Annotated in this window: 13 protein-coding genes, 1 tRNA gene and 3 pseudogenes; 11 read left to right on the forward strand and 6 right to left on the reverse strand. The window is 67.6% G+C overall.

The genetic code is table 11. The annotated features are described in order from the left end of the window. The first annotated feature begins 47 nt into the window (after positions 1-47). The 3 genes from DDV73_RS13360 (at position 48) to DDV73_RS13370 (ending at position 2,782) form a co-directional block, all read left to right on the forward strand. Positions 48-593, forward strand: a complete 546-nt coding sequence (locus DDV73_RS13360; protein WP_420818477.1) for a hypothetical protein — start codon at positions 48-50, stop codon at positions 591-593. 276 nt (positions 594-869) lie between these two features. Next, the gene (locus DDV73_RS27960) at positions 870-2,120 is read left to right on the forward strand and encodes a hypothetical protein (protein WP_154402757.1); all 1,251 of its coding nucleotides are present in this window, start codon (positions 870-872) and stop codon (positions 2,118-2,120) included. Positions 2,121-2,152: 32 nt separating this feature from the next. Next, complete coding sequence (locus DDV73_RS13370; protein WP_109507748.1) at positions 2,153-2,782, forward strand: hypothetical protein; 630 nt, start codon at positions 2,153-2,155, stop codon at positions 2,780-2,782. A gap of 575 nt (positions 2,783-3,357) precedes the next feature. Here DDV73_RS13370 and DDV73_RS28730 read toward each other — a convergent pair. The 5 genes and pseudogenes from DDV73_RS28730 to DDV73_RS13390 form a co-directional block, all read right to left on the reverse strand. After that, a pseudogene (locus tag DDV73_RS28730) lies at positions 3,358-4,234 on the reverse strand (IS1634 family transposase); the annotation flags it as partial. Between the two features lie 86 nt (positions 4,235-4,320). Further along, positions 4,321-5,571 (reverse strand): group II intron reverse transcriptase/maturase, encoded by a 1,251-nt coding sequence (gene ltrA / locus DDV73_RS29175; RefSeq protein ID WP_338066396.1) that lies wholly within the window; start codon positions 5,569-5,571, stop codon positions 4,321-4,323. Positions 5,572-5,611: 40 nt separating this feature from the next. Continuing rightward, a pseudogene (locus tag DDV73_RS29180) lies at positions 5,612-5,875 on the reverse strand (reverse transcriptase N-terminal domain-containing protein); the annotation flags it as partial. A 597-nt stretch (positions 5,876-6,472) separates the two neighbouring features. Then, positions 6,473-7,192 (reverse strand): annotated as a pseudogene (locus DDV73_RS27965) (IS1634 family transposase); the annotation flags it as partial. 175 nt (positions 7,193-7,367) lie between these two features. Continuing rightward, positions 7,368-7,443, reverse strand: a tRNA-Lys gene (locus DDV73_RS13390). Positions 7,444-7,814: 371 nt separating this feature from the next. On the opposite strand from DDV73_RS13390, the gene DDV73_RS13395 reads away from it, so the two are divergent. From DDV73_RS13395 to DDV73_RS13420, 6 genes are all read left to right on the forward strand, one after another. Beyond that, positions 7,815-8,018: a cold-shock protein gene (locus DDV73_RS13395; RefSeq protein ID WP_109507750.1), complete on the forward strand. Its 204-nt coding sequence runs from the start codon at positions 7,815-7,817 to the stop codon at positions 8,016-8,018. 206 nt (positions 8,019-8,224) lie between these two features. Continuing rightward, positions 8,225-8,410, forward strand: coding sequence for a hypothetical protein (locus DDV73_RS13400; protein WP_109507751.1), 186 nt, complete (start codon positions 8,225-8,227; stop codon positions 8,408-8,410). A gap of 66 nt (positions 8,411-8,476) precedes the next feature. Continuing rightward, complete coding sequence (locus DDV73_RS13405; protein WP_109507752.1) at positions 8,477-8,770, forward strand: metal-sensitive transcriptional regulator; 294 nt, start codon at positions 8,477-8,479, stop codon at positions 8,768-8,770. A gap of 28 nt (positions 8,771-8,798) precedes the next feature. Beyond that, positions 8,799-9,005 (forward strand): heavy-metal-associated domain-containing protein, encoded by a 207-nt coding sequence (locus tag DDV73_RS13410; protein ID WP_109507753.1) that lies wholly within the window; start codon positions 8,799-8,801, stop codon positions 9,003-9,005. Continuing rightward, the gene (locus DDV73_RS13415) at positions 9,002-9,982 is read left to right on the forward strand and encodes a hypothetical protein (protein ID WP_109507754.1); all 981 of its coding nucleotides are present in this window, start codon (positions 9,002-9,004) and stop codon (positions 9,980-9,982) included. The genes DDV73_RS13410 and DDV73_RS13415 overlap by 4 nt, the downstream gene beginning before the upstream one ends. Continuing rightward, a complete protein-coding gene (locus DDV73_RS13420) occupies positions 9,972-12,197 on the forward strand; it encodes a heavy metal translocating P-type ATPase (RefSeq protein WP_109507755.1) in 2,226 nt (741 codons plus the stop codon). The genes DDV73_RS13415 and DDV73_RS13420 overlap by 11 nt, the downstream gene beginning before the upstream one ends. 108 nt (positions 12,198-12,305) lie before the next feature. Here the strand turns inward: DDV73_RS13420 and DDV73_RS13425 are convergent, their stop codons facing one another. After that, a complete protein-coding gene (locus tag DDV73_RS13425; protein WP_161962385.1) occupies positions 12,306-12,776 on the reverse strand; it encodes a GbsR/MarR family transcriptional regulator in 471 nt (156 codons plus the stop codon). 60 nt (positions 12,777-12,836) lie between these two features. On the opposite strand from DDV73_RS13425, the gene DDV73_RS13430 reads away from it, so the two are divergent. Both DDV73_RS13430 and DDV73_RS13435 read left to right on the forward strand, forming a co-directional pair. Then, positions 12,837-13,745: an ABC transporter ATP-binding protein gene (locus DDV73_RS13430; RefSeq protein WP_109507757.1), complete on the forward strand. Its 909-nt coding sequence runs from the start codon at positions 12,837-12,839 to the stop codon at positions 13,743-13,745. Continuing rightward, positions 13,742-15,337 carry an ABC transporter permease gene (locus tag DDV73_RS13435; RefSeq protein WP_109507758.1) on the forward strand — a complete coding sequence of 532 codons (1,596 nt, stop codon included), beginning with the start codon at positions 13,742-13,744 and terminating at the stop codon, positions 15,335-15,337. The genes DDV73_RS13430 and DDV73_RS13435 overlap by 4 nt, the downstream gene beginning before the upstream one ends. Positions 15,338-15,341: the final 4 nt, after the last annotated feature.

The following is a 15,341-nucleotide window of genomic DNA, read 5'->3' on the forward strand; positions in this document are numbered from 1 at the left end:
CATTCTTCGGCCTGATGTACTACTGCGGTCTTCGACCTGAGGAGGCCGTGGCAGTTCGCCGCGATGACTTCCTGATGCCACCGCGGGTGGCCTTCGAGGATTGGGGTGAGCTTGACCTCCGCCGCGCTCGGCCCGTCGCCGGCCGCGAGTGGACCGATGACGGCGAGGAGCGGGAGGACCGCGCACTCAAGCACCGGGCGGACGGTGCGACGAGGCCGGTGCCAGTTCCGCCCCACATGGTCCGGCTGCTCTGGCGCCACTTCGATCTGTTCCCGGATGGCCCGGCGGATGGCCGGCTGTTCTATGGCGTGCGTAGCGACGAGCTGCCCAAGGTCACGATCAGCCGCGCGTGGAAGAAGGCCCGCCGCGATGCGCTAACGGTTGAGGAGGTCGCCTCCCCGCTCTCCCGTCGCCCGTACGACCTACGGCACGCTTGCCTGTCGACCTGGCTCAACGCCGGCGTCCCGGCGCCTCAGGTGGCCGAGTGGGCTGGTCACAGCACCAAGGTGCTCCTGACCATCTACGCCAAGTGCATCGTTGGTCAGGAGGATGTGCTGCGACGCCGGATCATGGACGCTCTCGCCGCGGCGTGACTTCCTGCCTTCCGCTCCTCCACAGCCTCCAGATCGCCCCTTTTGGCTGGTACAAGCGCTGATGTACCATCCTGCCCACGTGAGCCAACGGGGGCCACGGGGGACGAAAGGCCTGACATTATGTCGGAACACCCACGGTTCAAAACTGAATCGATCTTATCGGAACTGGTTGAACCGCCTCTTTCTCGAGCGCGGTCGTACAGACGGTCAGTTCGTACATCTGCAGCCGGTCTACTCGGGATCGCCGTCGTTACCACGTTTGCCGGGAATCCCTCGGTGGCATCGTCCGATGCCAGCGCAGACAACCTGCACGTAGGCGAAAATATCGCCTTTACTGGAACGGTCTCGAATGTCGCCTCCCTGGAGGGGAAGTCGATCATCGCGGTTGTCCAACCTCCTTCTATCGCGCTGGACCGGATGCAGCCTGGTTCGGAGTTTTCGACTTTGCGGCTGCCGGCAGACGCGGTTCGCGCAAATGGCAATGAGTTCTCTGTGGCCGTCGATCCGACATCCATTCCCGACGAGTTCATCGCGGCGGATGGCCTGGTCACCATGAAGGTATACGTCGTTGACCCGGCGTCCTCGAGGATCGGAGTCACGACCACCAGTCTTCGGCGCGTGACCGTGAATGGCGACGTCGCCTGGGCGGACCCGATGCAGTACGTGGCAAGTTTGGACGAGAGCGGAGGGGCTGCCGTTGGCGACCATTCACGTGCACCCGCGCTGGTGGCCTCCGACCTCGGTGCAGACGCGCCGACCAGTCGCACTTCAGTACCTGACGAGCTACGTGCAGCTTTGCCGTCCGTGACGGCGACCCTCACCGAAGGTGACCCGCAGGCGATTAGCGGCCTCGCGTCGAGTGAAGGTCCGGCCAGTCTCGCGGCTGGCACCGACGCCGCGGAAGAGTCGCCGCACTGCACGCGCACTGACCAAACCCAAGAACGTGGCGCAACGGTCGGCACGAGTTACCCCGTCGGGGAAGACAACTCGTGGCTCACCTACTCCGCAAGCACCAGTACGACTTTCGGCGTAGGTTTCAGCGCGGACAAAGGTGGTTCATGGAGTGCCCGCGGTGCGGTGACCCTGGGTGACGAATGGGGTGCGGACTTTCATCCGAGGAACTACAACCGGTCCTACCGAGTCAATGTGAGGTACAGCCTTATCAAGTGCTTCTGGGGCACGACCGAAACTGACCGTCAGTGGCAGCCTATCCGTCAGCCCGGAGGCGCATGGGGAAATGTTCTGCCTGCCGGTCCCGGAAATGCGCCTGACTGGCGACACTGCCAGCACGTCGGGCCAATGCAGTGGTATCGAGGCACCAGCCGCGGCCGGGACTATGAACTGTCCTATGGCGTCAAGTTCAACGAGATTATCGGAATCGACCTCAGCACACAGCGTGCGTACAGTTCCGGAGCAAGGCTCTACTACGGTAGCCAGCGGCCGACAGGGCGGAAGATCTGTGGCAAGGACGACGATCCCGCCTACGCCTCGAAGCTTCGCGAGCGGTACGCGTCCTGGACACCGTGACAAGAAGGCGACGGTTGGGAGCAGCGTGGCTCATGACGGTCGCGCTGCTCCTCGTCTCCGCGTGCGGTCCTGACGAGCGCGAACAGCGACGTGACGACGACGGACCGCTGACCACCGATGGCCCGATGATCGGAGGCGGTGTTGTACCTGCGCCTGGACCAGTCCCTTGGGTGAGCACGTACGGTGCATTCCTTCTGTGTGCGCGGGACAAGTCCGAGATCGACCTGGAGCGCGTACGACTGGCACCATCGGTCAAGCCCATCGCGGTGCGGGCCCGGATCCGAACCGTGGAGAAGAGCCTGATCGCCTCACATCCCGCGAAGGATGAACTGCTGCCTCTTGGCGGCTGGGTCGGTGAGCCACCCGCGTGGAATGAGCCGTACGCGGAGCACGCCCCGACACTGGCGGGAACCTTCTCCGACCTCAAGGGCTATCGAGTCGCGCAGCGCTGCTCGGACGCGCCCGAGGGTCAAGAGCCTAGCCACAAGGAAGGGTTCACCGAGCTGCTCCTGACCATCGAGTCCGGCGCAAAAGGTGCTGCGTCCCCCCGCTTCTTTATCGACTACATCGCCGACGGACGGCCCTACTCGCTCGAGATCGACTGGGAGATGGTTCTGTGCGGCACGGCCACCCGCGACCGCTGCGATGAAGCAGGCGGATGAGCAGCAGCCCGTAGGTGACGACCGTTCGTTCAAGACTGTCCAGGTGTCGCAGCGTCTAGTCAGCGCGGCCAACCTCCGCGATCAGATTATGCGACTCGGAATCCAAGTAGGACGGATTGGACCACCGCCCACCCGAGCATGCGCGGGTGGGCGGGCGACGAGCTGGAGTTCTGCGAGAGACCAACGCCCGACGCTCTGGGACAGAGGCAATGCGTATGTCCACCCCACCTCACCGACGTTCGAGAGCTGCTGGACGAGTACGGCCCGATTGGGCGTGATGGGCTACTTCCTTGCACCCCCGCGGCCGGCTCGTCAGCTGGCGACGCGATCGCCTTCGCTCGGTAGGTCAAGGAGAACCTGGCGTCGGCGTCGGGAGGATCCCCAGTCGGGCACAGATCTGCCGTCCCGGTCTTAGGCGCCATGAGCTGTAGGGCGGCTGGACTCTGGTCGCGGCGCCGGTCCGGATCGACGTCGCCCGTCAGATGCTTGTCTGACAAACTTCTGCGCCGATTCTGCAGAACCAGCCGTACGTTGCCGTTGCCAGCCGGACACTGCCGGACCTGAGTTGCACAGATTTAGTGTGCCGCTCGGTCGATGAGTTCCCGGATGTCGTCGCTGACCTTGGGGCGGGCCGTGATGGTCTGCCCCGCGAAGGTGACGGTGACCTCGCGTAGCGGCCGCAGGGTCTGCACGGCCTTCTTGATGCTGACCCCGGTCCGCTGCTGAAGATGCCTGGCCATCGCGAGCGCGGCGAACACGACGGTCAGGTGCGCTTCGATCGAGTCGCGCTTGTGGTGGAACCTCGGTCGGGCACGTAGGTCGGTCTTGCTCATCCGGAAGGACTGCTCGACCTGCCACAGGTCGTGGTAGCTGGCGATGACCTCACCGGCGGGCATGAGGTCGGCGGGGATGTTGGTGACGTAGCCCTTCAACCCGACCAGCCGTCGGGCCCTGGCGAGTGAGGCCTCGTCGAGTTCAGCGGCACCGTTATTGGTCCTCACGAACCGTGGCGTGCGCGCGGCCTTCTGACCGGCCACGACCTGCTTGGCACGGTTCTCCTGCAAGGTGAGTGTCTTGTTGTCACGCGCCGCCCGCTTGTTCGAGTACGCCCACACCGCGCGCCACGACCCGACGTGCTGCTCGGGGTCCCAGACGGGTTCGGCCTTCACCTTCGTGTCTCACCTTCGTGTCGTTCTCGACCCTGTGACCGGTGCGAGGAGTGATGGTGTCGATGACCTGGCCGTCGCTGAACGCGTCGCCGTGCCAGCCGAAGTGGGACTCCAGATCCTTGGGTGCCTTCACCGACCGGGACCCCACGATGAACCTCAGCCCGGCCTCGTCGAGGTCCTTCAGATTCGTGGACGAGAGCATCCCCGCGTCGGCGACGACGACCATGTCCGCGAGTCCGTGTCGTTCTTGGAACTGCTTCACGATCGGGACGATGGTCAGCGTCGTCGGGTAGCCCCGACCCGTTGCCGGGCCGGGGCCCCCTCAGAACCGGACGTGCGACTTTCACCGCATCCGGCTCAAGCAAGCCCCTACGGGCCTCGAGGGTGACGAGCCAGTGGTGCTGGCGTGTCCGGTGGCCGGCGCCGTCGTCGCTGTTGCCAGTACTCGGTCAGGGCCGGGTCGTCTGGCGACGCGTCGGCCTTGACCATCCGGTGGCGACGGATCGGCGTCCACGACAGTTTCCGCAGGTAGGCGCCGGTTTCCCGGTCGCCGAAGATCCAGCGGTCCTGTCTGGTCGGATTGAACCCTGCGAAGTAGCGGTCCACGATCCACTGGCCGGTCTTCGTGTTGTGTTGGCGTCTGCCCCACTTGAACATCGTCCACCACAGGGTGGAGTCGATGTCGGCGAAGACCCTCTTGGACACAGCCGTTCGGTAGTACGCGGCCCATCCCCGCAGGATCGGGTTGAGTCTGCTGATCACAGCCGACGCGGGCGCGCCGTGAAGGCTGCGCACCTCGGCGCGCAGCCGGGCACGGAACCGCTTGACAGCGGCTGTCGACGGAGTGATCAGTAGCTTCCCCGGGTTGCGGTAGTGGCGGACGGTGAACCCGAGGAAGTCGAACCCCTCGGACAGGTGCACGATCCGTGTCTTGTCCTCGTTGAACGTCAGCCCCCGGGGTGCCAGCCACGCGGAAAGGCGTTCCTTGACCTGTTCGGCTTCTTGCCGTGAGTGGCACAGCGCCACCAGGTCGTCGGCGTACCTGATCAGCACCGGTGTGCCCGGTGCTGACCACCCTCGCGTTGAACGCCAGGGCTTGTACCGAACACCAGCAGCGGCCTCCATCCCGTGCAACGCGATGTTCATCAGCAGTGGGCTGATGACTCCACCCTGCGGCGTGCCCTCGGTGGTCGGAGCGAACTGCCGGTTCTCGATGACCCCTGCCCTCAGCCACCGAGCAACGCGGTCCCTGGCAGGGAACCCGTTCAGGTGGTCGAGCAGTCGGTCATGGTCGATCCGGTCGAACGCCGCTGTCAGGTCCGCGTCGAGGACCCACGCCCGCGTCGGGCTCTTGCCCTTGCAGACGGTGAAGATGGCCTCGATCGCATCGTGACAGCCCCGGCCGGGCCGGAAGCCGTAGCTCCGTGGCTCGAACCGGGCCTCCCATTCGGGCTCCAGCGCGTTGAGCACCACGGCCTGCGACACGCGGTCGGCGATCACCGGGATGCCGAGCGGACGCCGTTTGCCGTTCGCCTTCGGGATGTAGATCCGACGGACCGGTAGAGCCGGCGACCTGTGGCCACCCTGCTGGACCCCACCGGGCCAGTTCGGCCCGATCAGGCCCGTGCAGCGCGGTCAAGCCATCGATCCCTGCGGTTCGTCGCCCTTGGTTGATCTGCGTGACTCGGCGCGTAGCGACCAGCGCGTTCGCCCGGGACCGCAGCATCAACCGTTGCAGGCTACGCACCTTGCGGTGCTCACCCGCCCTCGACGCCGTGAAGATGCGCTGCCGCAGCCGCCGTACCTCCGCCTCGGCCCGGCCCCAGTCGACCTGGTCCCAATCCTCAACAAGGTCCTGCGGTCCGTTCACCGTCACCGAAGTGGCGGCGTCCAACGTCCCCGCAGATGCTGACGTCACGATCATCGTCCTCTCTTCACGAACTCACCTGACCCGCGTGGGCTCCCTCTCGGGCCGAGCACACCGCTCGTATCCGGCCGGTTCGACTCCACCACGACCAGGAGGCGGCCGCCCTTGGTGGAGCCCTTCCCGTCGCCTTTCGACGCGCCGGCGTTCGCTTCTCGGGTCATCCTGTTCCCGGCTGGGGATTGCGCGTTCCTCACGGTCGGCCTACCAGCCACCAGGGCTGGACCCAGACGGGGTTTCCACGTTCCACATGCGTAAGACACGAACGGAGTGGGCGCCCTCTATACCCCGGGGACGATGGTGCTCACCCGACCGCTTGCCAATCAGCCGTCGGCATCCGCCGCATTCCAGCGGCACGTCCCTGACCTCGGCCCGGTCCCGCTTCCCTTCACCCGGACCTTCAACATGACGAGGCATCAACCGAGGGTTCATCCGTGTTCGCCCGCCCGCCCTTCTCCTCACCCGTAGCCCTCGGAAGGAACGAGGACCCTTCGGCTTGAACCCTGGGCTTCGCACCCCGCAGTTACCCGCGACGCACGCCAGGGAGGAGACCGGTCACTGAGCACGGACCGGGAATCACGTCACCACCAGGAGCCTCCTTCGCCGTGATCCACTCACCACATGCGACCTCGTGTCGCACTCGGCCTTGTTTCCTTCGAAGCAGCCGATCTCCAGTGGGAACCCCCGTCGGTCGACCAGCAAACCCACGACGACCTGGGGATCGACACGTCGTTCCTTGGAGTAACCGACCTTGCGGAGATCGTCTTCCTTCTCTGCCTCGAAGTAGAGCGTGGTCACGTCGTACAGACACAGCGAGACGTCCCCGTTGGCCAGGGCATGGTTGAAGCAGGCCGTGGCGATCGTGTCGCGGTAGTCGCGTTGGCCGCACCGGCGAAGCGTGGCGGCGAAGGTGTTGCGATGCGCCGGCGTCATCCCGAGCTCGCCAAGAACCCGAGCAGCATCGAGCATCGAGGTCGGCTCGACCAGCCGCGCCAGCACGAGCTGGAAGAACGCCTCATCGGCGATGGCATCGAACCCGAGGGTGCGCCACGCCGCGGTGACGACCTCGACCAGAAGGCGCGAAGCCTGCGACTCCACGATCGCCTCGCCCGGGTCGCTGCCAGCGTCCAGACCGAGGTCGAGAACGCCCTGGCCCTCCTCGATCTTGCGGCGCCCGACCTGCATCAACGCCGCCAGCTCAGCATCGGTGTGCGCTGAGCCGAGGTGCTCGATCACGACATCGCGACGGTCTTCCTTACGAGCGATCTGTACGGCAGTGGCGCCCGAGGCCGTCTTCACCTTCCGCAGGTACACCACCGCCGAAATCTAGCCGCTTAGTGTGCCACCCAGCCGACCCAACCCCGCCCTGACCAGCACAAACCCTCAGCCGGTCACGAAATCAGGCTCGACCTGTGCAAGTCAGGCCGGACGGCCCGGCGTGATGCTGCGGAGTGTTTGCCCAGGTCAGAGCCGGGTTTCCCCAGGCCGCAGCTGGTAGGCCCCGTCGGGCTCGAACCGACGACCCTCGGATTAAAAGTCCGGTGCTCTACCAACTGAGCTAGGGGCCCGCGCGCCCAAGTATGGCTGACGTTCGCGAGGAGGCGCGGATGAGGGCGCGCTGAAGCGCGCTCAGAATCCGAATTTCGGACATATCGACACGGGTCGGTTTGACCTGGTGGTTACGGCTGCGTTCCGAAGAGTTCACGCCGCTCCATCCGGATCCGGCCAGTCCGAGGGTTCACCTAGCGAGGTTCCTTGATACTGTTTGTGGTGCAACAGGTGCAAGTTCCAGCAGGTCTGACGCCCGCGGAGTTTGTGATCCAACGGCGTTTCACTCAGCGACCCGGCCAGGTGCGCAAGTCGGAGCGGCGTGTCACCCGCATCTGGAGCGGAGCCGTTGAAGTGACGGCTCCTCGCCCCGACAAAGGAGTTACGAGCAATGGCTCAGGGCACCGTGAAGTGGTTCAACGCCGAGAAGGGTTTCGGCTTCATCGCGCAGGAGGACGGCGGCGACGACGTCTTCGTGCACTACTCGGCCATCCAGACCACCGGCTACAAGTCGCTGGACGAGAACCAGAAGGTTGAGTTCGACGTCACCCAGGGTCCGAAGGGCCCGCAGGCGGAGAACGTCAAGCCTCTCTGAGGCTGAACCTCGGACGCACCTGTCCGAAACTTCATCAGCATGCAACCCCGACCCGGGATCCGGGTCGGGGTTGTCTGATTTTGCTTGCGTGTTTGCGAGGTCGTGCCACGATTTAGATGGGTGGGAGGTTTGGGCATCTAGGTAGCGGGCACCCTGCATCCGGAGCCCTGCCCATCCCGGCTTCGATTCGGCCCAGAGGAGGCGGCGTGCACGATCAGTTCGACGTCACGCTGGAAGACAGCGACCTTCTCATCGAGGTGGAGCTCACCACCAACCTGATCATCGCGGCCAGCGAGTCCGACGGCGTCCTGTCCACCGAGGAGATCGACCGGATCCTCGGTGTCGTACCCGTCACCGCAGCTGCCGAGACGCCCGTGGAGCCGGAGTCCTGAGCGATGTTCGCCGTACCCTCCGCAAGATAAGGGTTGAAAAATACCCTAGGGGGGTATGGTGTTTCTATGACCGAACACCAGCACGGCTACATGCACAACAAGGACGACTACCTGCGTCGTCTGAAGCGTATTGAAGGGCAGGCCCGGGGCATCCAGCGGATGGTCGAGGAGGAGAAGTACTGCATCGACATCCTCACCCAGGTATCCGCGATGACCAAGGCACTGCAGGCGGTCTCGCTCGGTCTGCTCGAAGAGCACATCAACCACTGCGTCGTCGACGCCGCGCGTACCGGCGACCGCGAAGCCCAGGAGAAGGTCAAGGAAGCCGTCGACGCAATCACCCGCCTGGTGCGGTCCTGACGAGATCTGAAGCGCGAAGGAGAAGGCAATGAGCGAGATCAGCAACTGGACGGTCACCGGCATGACCTGCGGGCACTGCGTGGCGTCGGTGAATGAAGAGGTCGCCGAGATTCCCGGCGTGCAGTCGGTCGAGGTCGACCTGGCCAGCGGAGCGCTGGACATCACCAGCGAGAACGCCCTGGAGCGGGCCGCGGTCGAGACGGCCGTGCGTGAAGCGGGGTACGCCCTGTCATGAACCTGGCTGAGGGGAGTGGGGCACTGCGGGTGGTCGCCTTCGTCGTGGGGCTGGCGGCCGTGCTGGTCGCCGGGCTCGGCGTCGGCCGGCTGGTCGGGCCGATCGACGAGCCGGAGCCGAAGGCGCACGAGGAGGAGCACGCGCCGGCGGCGGCGGACCCGGAGAGCGAAGGCCACGGTGACCATCAGGCGGAGCCCGAGCCGGAGGTGCCGGCGTCGCAGGCGATCACCGTCGGTGGCCTCAACACCAGCGAGAAGGGCTACTCGCTCCGGCTCGCGAAGAACACACTCCCCGCCGGCAAGGCGCAGGGACTGGCGTTCACGATTCTCGGCGAGGACGGCCGCCCGGTGACGGCGTACGACGTCGAGCACGAGAGGCGCCTGCACCTGATCGTGGTCCGGCGCGACCTCACCGGCTACCAGCACCTGCACCCCACGCTCGACCAGGCGACCGGCCGCTGGACGACGAAGGCCGAGCTGCGGCCGGGCGCGTGGCGGGTGCTCGCGGACTTCCACCCGACCGGGGCCGACAAGCTCGCGCTGGGTGCGGATCTGTTCGTGGCCGGGAAGTTCCAGCCGGAGGCGCTCGGGAAGCCTTCGCGGTCCTATCGCGTCGACGGCTACCAGGTGAGCCTGACCGGCGAGCTGAAGCCCGGCGAGTCTCCGCTGACGGTCAAGATCAGCAAGCGCGGCAAGCCGGTCAAGGACCTGCAGCCGTACCTCGGCGCCTTCGGACACATGGTCGTGCTGCGGGCCGGCGATCTGGGCTACGCGCACGTGCATTCGGACGCCGACGCGGCGAGTGGGGCCGCCGGGCCAGATGTTCTCTTCCATGCTGAGATTCCGAGCGCTGACCTCTATCGGATCTTTGTGGAGTTCCGACACGGTGGCGTGGTGCGAACCGCGGTCTTCACCCTGCCTGCTGCCGACGTTTCCCAGCCTTCCGAGTCGACGGGAGAGGCCGGTCATGACCACTGACGTCGAGCTCGCGATTACCGGGATGACCTGCGCTTCCTGCGCCAACCGGATCGAGCGCAAGCTCAACAAGCTGGAGGGCGTCGACGCCAGCGTCAACTACGCGACCGAGAAGGCGAAGGTGACCTACGGGGACGGCGTACGCACCGAGGAGCTGTTGCGTGCGGTCGAGGCGGCCGGGTACGCCGCCACCCCGGTCTCACGCGAGCCCGTCGCTCCCGCGACCGATGTTCGTGACGCCCCGGACCCGGAGCTCCAGGGCCTGAAGGAACGGCTGATCGCGAGCGCGCTGCTGACCGTGCCGGTGATCGCGATGGCGATGGTCAGCCGGTTCCAGTTCGAGCACTGGCAGTGGGCGTCGCTGACGCTCGCCGCACCGGTCGTGGTGTGGGGCGCGTGGCCGTTCCACCGGGCCGCGCTACTGAACCTCCGGCACGGCGCCACCACCATGGACACCCTGGTCTCGCTCGGCGTCGTGGCGGCGACAGGCTGGTCGGTCTACGCGCTCTTCTGGGGTACGGCGGGCGACCCGGGCATGACGCACCCGTTCCGGTTCACCATCGAGCGGACCGACGGCTCCGGCAACATCTACCTGGAGGCGGCTACCGGGGTCACGACGTTCCTGCTCGCCGGCCGCTACTTCGAGAAGCGGTCCCGGCGGCAGGCCGGGGCGGCGCTGCGGGCGCTGCACGACGAGGGCGCGAAGCAGGCGACCCTGCTGCGTGGCAAGACCGAGGTCACCGTGCCGATCGCCGACCTCGAGGTGGGCGACCGCTTCGTGGTCCGGCCGGGCGAGAAGCTCGCCACCGACGGCGTGGTCGAGTCCGGAGCGTCCGCGGTCGACGCGTCGCTGGTGACCGGTGAGTCGGTGCCGGTCGAGGTCGGCCCCGGCGATGCCGTGATCGGCGCGACTATCAACTCTGGGGGTCGGCTGGTGGTCCGGGCGACCCGGGTCGGCGCCGACACCCAGCTGGCACAGATGGCGCGGCTGGTCGAGGAGGCGCAGACCGGCAAGGCCGAGGTGCAGCGGCTCGCCGACCGGATCTCCGGCGTCTTCGTGCCGGTGGTGATCGCCCTGGCCGTGGCGACATTCGGCTTCTGGCTGGGCGCCGGCGGCGGGCAGACGGCCGCGATGACGGCGGCGGTGGCGGTGCTGATCATCGCCTGCCCGTGTGCGCTGGGTCTGGCCACGCCGACCGCGCTGCTGGTCGGCACCGGCCGCGGAGCCCAGCTCGGGATCCTGATCCGCGGCCCGGAGGTGCTGGAGCAGACCCGCCGCGCGGACACCGTCGTACTCGACAAGACCGGCACCGTGACCACCGGCGAGATGACCTTGGTCGACGTGGTTGCCGCCGCGGGCGACTCGGTGACCGACGTACTGCGCTTCGCCGGTGCGCTCGAGCTCGCATCGGAGCACCCGATCGCCCGGGCGATCGTCGCCGGCGCGCAGGACCGGATCGGCGGCGCGCTGCCGGATGTCACGGACTTCAACAACGTCCCGGGGTACGGCGTGCGCGGCAACGTCGGCTGGCACACGGTGGTGATCGGCCGCCCGAGCCTGCTGGAGGCGGACGGGATGCCGCTGCCGAAGCGGCTCGCCGAGGTGGCCGACGAGGCCGAGCGGCGCGGTCAGACCGCCGTCGCGGTCGGCTGGGACCACCACGCGCACGGAGTGCTCGTCGTCTCGGACACCGTGAAGCCGACGTCGGCCGAGGCCGTCGCCAAGCTCAAGCGGCTCGGGCTGACCCCGATCCTGCTCACCGGCGACAACCGCCGTACCGCGGAGGCGGTCGCGGCCGAGGTTGGGATCGAGCGGGTCGAGGCGGACGTGCTGCCGCAGGACAAGGTGGCGGTCGTTCGCCGGCTGCAGAGCGAGGGCCGGGTGGTGGCGATGGTCGGCGACGGCGTCAACGACGCGGCCGCGCTCGCCCAGGCCGACCTCGGGCTGGCGATGGGCACCGGCACCGACGTGGCGATCGAGGCCAGCGACCTGACGCTGGTGCGCGGCGACCTACGGGTGGCGCCGGACGCGATCCGGCTGGCGCGGCGTACGCTCCGGACGATCCAGGTCAACCTGGTCTGGGCCTTCGGCTACAACGTCGCGGCGCTGCCGCTGGCCGCCGCCGGCCTGCTCAACCCGATGCTCGCCGGCGGAGCGATGGCCCTCTCCTCGGCCTTCGTCGTCGCCAACAGCCTCCGCCTCCGCGCCTTCCGCTGAGTCGGTGCGGGCAGTTTCACAAGGTACCTTGTGAATTTGTCCTCGCCCGTGCGAAGTTTCCGACGGGCTGGGAACGTTTCACGAGGTACCTTGCGAAACTGCCGCCGGCTACTCGGGCTTCACCCGATAGGCGCGCCAGCGGTCGAGCATGCCGGACATGTCGTCCAGCGTGAAGGCGAAGAACTCGCGTGTCTCCTCCAGCCGGCGGCGGCCGGGGGAGTCCTCGCCGAGCAGGGTGATCGCGTCGTCGATGGCTTCGAGCATGCCCTGCATCATCGGCAGCCGGGCGCCCATGATGGTCGCCCAGACGTCGCCCTCGACCACCCGGAAGATGTCGCCCCGCCCGCCCAGGGCGCGCTCGCGGACCAGCAGTCGGGCGTCGATCAGGTAGCGGACCGCGCCGGAGATCGCGGCGGCGCTGACGTGCAGGCCGTCGGCCAGCTCGCGGGCGGTGTAGCGATCGCGGTCCTCGGCCAGCACGTACGCGAAGACCCGGGCCGGCATCCGGGCCATGCCGGCGCCCTCCAAGGTCTGGCCGAACCGCTCGACCGCCGCCATCAGGCCCTCCTCGGTACTCATGCGACGCATCCTACCTTCAAAACATTCACAAAATTGTGAAATCTGTGTAGCGTGGCTCGCATGACATCTGCAATCTCCCTCTCGGAGCTGGTCAAGACCTTCGGTGCGGTGCGAGCCCTGGACGGGCTCGACCTCGAGGTGGCCACGGGTGAGGTGCACGGCTTCCTCGGGCCGAACGGCGCCGGCAAGTCAACGACGATGCGGGTTCTGCTGGGCCTCCTCCACGCCGACAGCGGGCAGGCGCGAATGCTCGGCGGAGACCCGTGGCGGGAGGCGGCCGAGCTGCACCGCCGGATCGCGTACGTGCCCGGCGACGTGAACCTCTGGCCGAACCTGACCGGCGGTGAGGTGGTCGACCTGCTGGGCCGGATGCGCGGCGGGCTCGACGAGGCCAAGCGAGCCGACCTGCTCGATCGGTTCGAGCTCGACCCGAGCAAGAAGGCGCGCACCTACTCCAAGGGCAACCGGCAGAAGTTGGCGCTGGTCGCGGCGTTCGCCTCCGACGCCGAGCTGCTGCTCCTGGACGAGCCGACGTCCGGTCTGGACCCGCTGATGGAGGCGGAGTTCCAGCGCTGCGTGGTGGAGGCGAAGACGAGTGAAGGAGTCACCGTGCTGCTCAGCAGCCACATCCTGGCTGAGGTCGAGGCGCTCTGCGACCGGGTCAGCATCATCCGCAACGGCGTCAACGTGCAGAGCGGGACGCTGTCCGAGCTGCGGCACCTGACCCGGACCACGGTGATCGCCGAGACCGGCGCGCGCGCCGACCGGATCGCCGACGTGCCCGGCGTACACAGCCCCGAGTTCACCGACGCCGGCGACCAGCACCGGGTGACCTTCGACGTCGACTCCGACCACCTCGACGAGGCGGTCAAGGTGCTCTCCGACCACGGCATCCAGAGCCTGACCGCGCACCCGCCGACGCTGGAGGAGCTGTTCCTGCGCCAGTATGGGGAAGAGGTGCCGGCGTGAGCGCCCCGTTCACCGGCACCGGCCACCTGCTCCGGCTGATCCTGCGCCGCGACCGGGTCCGGCTCCCGCTCTGGGTGGCCGGGCTGGGCGGTGTGATCGCGGCCAGCGCGTACGCCGTGCCCGAGGCGTATGGCACGCCGGAGAAGATCGCGGGCTATGAGAAGACCGTCGGCGACAGCGCGGTCAGCTTCCTGATGTCCGGGCGGCAGGCCGCGCTGGACACGATTGGCGGCATCACCGCCAACGAGATCGGCCAGGTCGCCACGCTCGGCATCTGCCTGATGGTGCTGTTCCTGGTGGTCCGGCACACCCGGGCCGAGGAGGAGAGCGGCCGCGCGGAGATGCTCCGCTCGACGGTGCTCGGCCGGCACGCCGCCACCCTGTCGGCCACGCTGTACGCGGTCGCGGCGGCGGTCCTGATCGGCGCGATCACCACCGCGGCGATGATCGGTGCGGACCTGGAGGTCACTGGCAGCCTCGCGTACGGCGCCAGCCTGACCCTGCTCGGCGTCACCTTCGCCGGCGTGAGCGTTGCGGCCGCCCAGCTGTCCACGAGCGCCCGGGGTGCCCTCGCCATCGGCGGTACGGCGATCGCGCTGGCCTACTTGGTCCGCGGCTTCGGTGCGATCAACGACAACTGGCTGGTCTGGCTCTCGCCGTTCGGCTGGGCGCAGGAGATCGACGCATTCGGCGCCGAGCGGTGGTGGACGCTCGGCCTGCTGGCCGCCGCAACGGTGGTCGCGTTCGCGGTGGCGGCGTACCTGGCCGAACACCGAGACTTCGCCGGCGGGCTGCTCCAGGAGCGACCCGGCAGCCCCCGGGCCACCCGGGTGCTCGGCACCTCACCGGGTCTGGCTTTCTGCCTGCAGCGCGGCACCCTGATCGGCTGGACGGCCGGGCTGTTCATCCTCGCGGTGATCTACGGCGCCGTGGTCCCGATGATCCCGGAACTGCTGGAGTCCAACCCCGACATCGGCAAGACGCTGGGCATCGAGGGCGGCGACCTCGAAGCCGCGGCGATCAACTCGTTCCTCTCCTACAGCTACGTCTTCCTGGCCATGCTCACCGGTGCCTTCGCGGTCGCGTCGGTACTGCGGCTGCGCTCGGAGGAGGAGGCGGGCCGCGCCGAGGCCCTGTTGGCGACCGGGCTCTCCCGGGTCGGCTGGGTGGTCGGGTCGCTCGCGGTCACCGTCGTCGGCACGCTGGTGATCCTGGTCCTCAACGGCATCGGGATCGCACTCGGCTACTCGTTCGGCATGTCCGAGTGGGACCGGGTCGGCGAGATCGTCGTGGACCAGCTGTCGTTCGCGCCGGGCGTGCTGGTGCTGGTCGGCTTCGCGATGGCGCTTACCGGCCTGCTGCCGCGCTGGACCATGCTCGCCTGGGCGCTGGTAGCCGTGGTGTTCCTGCAGTCGCTGCTGGGCGACACCCTGAAGTTCCCCAGCTGGGTCGACGGCATCTCGCCGCTGTGGCACCTGCCGCGGGTTCCCAGTGAGTCGTTCGAGGTCACGCCCGGTCTGGTGCTGCTGGTGATCTCGGCGGCGCTGGCCGCGGCCGGCGTCCTCGGCGTACGCCGCCGCGACATCGGCTGACCGG

Source organism: Nocardioides speluncae, from assembly GCF_003121585.1.
GTDB lineage: Bacteria > Actinomycetota > Actinomycetes > Propionibacteriales > Nocardioidaceae > Nocardioides > Nocardioides speluncae.

What these genes read in the sequence shown, in the direction of transcription:
- DDV73_RS13410 (WP_109507753.1), top strand. Translation starts at nt 8,799, where the DNA reads ATGAGCGAGATCAGCAACTGGACGGTCACCGGCATGACCTGCGGGCAC.
- DDV73_RS13430 (WP_109507757.1), top strand. Translation starts at nt 12,837, where the DNA reads ATGACATCTGCAATCTCCCTCTCGGAGCTGGTCAAGACCTTCGGTGCG.
- DDV73_RS13370 (WP_109507748.1), top strand. Translation starts at nt 2,153, where the DNA reads ATGACGGTCGCGCTGCTCCTCGTCTCCGCGTGCGGTCCTGACGAGCGC.
- DDV73_RS13415 (WP_109507754.1), top strand. Translation starts at nt 9,002, where the DNA reads ATGAACCTGGCTGAGGGGAGTGGGGCACTGCGGGTGGTCGCCTTCGTC.
- DDV73_RS13420 (WP_109507755.1), top strand. Translation starts at nt 9,972, where the DNA reads ATGACCACTGACGTCGAGCTCGCGATTACCGGGATGACCTGCGCTTCC.
- DDV73_RS13425 (WP_161962385.1), bottom strand. Translation starts at nt 12,776, where the DNA reads ATGAGTACCGAGGAGGGCCTGATGGCGGCGGTCGAGCGGTTCGGCCAG.
- DDV73_RS13395 (WP_109507750.1), top strand. Translation starts at nt 7,815, where the DNA reads ATGGCTCAGGGCACCGTGAAGTGGTTCAACGCCGAGAAGGGTTTCGGC.
- DDV73_RS13405 (WP_109507752.1), top strand. Translation starts at nt 8,477, where the DNA reads ATGACCGAACACCAGCACGGCTACATGCACAACAAGGACGACTACCTG.